Here is a 1,662-nt window from a genome sequence, read left to right as displayed (position 1 = left end):
ATTCAGTAAATACTGAAAAACGTTCATTGACATATTGGGACATTGTGTATAATTACCACAGGGGTAATTATCACGATAAGAAATAAAAAGAATACGAAATAGAGAAGAGCAAGAGGCTATTAGATATTTGTAAAGTATCTAGTAGTGACAAGTTAAAAAAGGGCGTATGGGGAATGCCTAGGCTCTCAGAGGCGAAGAAGGACGCGATAAGCTGCGAAAAGCTGCGGGGATCAGCACATATGATATGATCCGCAGGTATCCGAATGGGGCAACCCGGCATATTGAAGATATGTCATCTCGCAAGAGAAGCAAACCCGGAGAACTGAAACATCTAAGTACCCGGAGGAGGAGAAAACAAAAGTGATTCCGTAAGTAGTGGCGAGCGAACGCGGATTAGTCCAAACCAATATTGTTTCGGCAATATTGGGGTTGTAGGACCACGACATTTGGTGTGTTATGAATTAGAATACGTTGGAAAGCGTAGCAGTATAGGTGATAGCCCTGTATAAGTAAAGACCATTACCGATAGTGGTATCCTGAGTAGCACGGGGCACGTGAAACCTTGTGTGAATTTGGCGGGACCATCCGTTAAGACTAAATACTCCTGAGAGACCGATAGTGAACCAGTACCGTGAGGGAAAGGTGAAAAGAACCCTGAACAAGGGAGTGAAAAAGATCCTGAAACCATACGCTTACAAGCGGTCGGAGCCCTTAGGGGTGACGGCGTGCCTTTTGCATAATGAGCCTACGAGTTACTTTTACCAGCAAGGTTAAGGTCTTATGGACCGGAGCCGTAGCGAAAGCGAGTCTGAATAGGGCGACCATAGTTGGTAGTAGTAGACGCGAAACCGTGTGATCTACCCATGGGCAGGTTGAAGCTTTGTTAACCCAAAGTGGAGGACCGAACCCGTTGACGTTGAAAAGTCTTGGGATGACCTGTGGGTAGGGGTGAAAGGCCAATCAAACTCGGAAATAGCTCGTACTCCCCGAAATGCATTTAGGTGCAGCGTGCATATAGTTTTATAGAGGTAGAGCTACTGATTGGATGCGGGGGCTTCACCGCCTACCAATTCCTGACAAACTCCGAATGCTATAAAATGTTTATGCGCAGTGAGGGCATGGGTGCTAAGGTCCATGTCCGAGAGGGAAAGAACCCAGATCATCAGCTAAGGTCCCAAAGTATATACTAAGTTGAAAAAACGAGGTCCAACTGCACAGACAGCCAGGATGTTGGCTTGGAAGCAGCCATTCATTTAAAGAGTGCGTAACAGCTCACTGGTCGAGCGGTTGGGCATGGATAATAATCGGGCATAAGTATATCACCGAAGCTATGACTTCTATTTATAGAGGGGTAGGGGAGCATTGTAGCGCCACAGAAGGTGTACTGTAAGGTATGCTGGAGGTTCTACAAACGAAAATGTAGGCATAAGTAACGATAATGCGGGCGAGAAACCCGCACGCCGAAAGACCAAGGTTTCCCCAGCTATGCTAATCAGCTGGGGGTCAGTCAGGACCTAACGCGAACCCGAAGGGGGTAGTGGATGGACAACAGGTTAATATTCCTGTACCTGCTCACAATAAAAGTGACGGGGATGTAGCATTGGTGCGCACAGACGGAATTGTGCGTTGAAGGGAGCGGTGACGCCCCGATAGTACACTGAG

The 1,662-nt window shown here is 47.1% G+C and carries 1 rRNA gene; it reads left to right on the top strand.

What is annotated here, in order from left to right:
- Positions 1–145: 145 nt before the first annotated feature.
- Positions 146–1,662, top strand: a 23S ribosomal RNA gene (locus BT107_RS17325); the annotation flags it as partial.

Origin of the sequence: Cellulophaga fucicola, from assembly GCF_900119145.1 — a bacterium.
GTDB lineage: Bacteria > Bacteroidota > Bacteroidia > Flavobacteriales > Flavobacteriaceae > Cellulophaga > Cellulophaga fucicola.
Note: the sequence above shows the minus strand (reverse complement) of the source record. Positions and strands in the feature narration are given on the sequence as shown.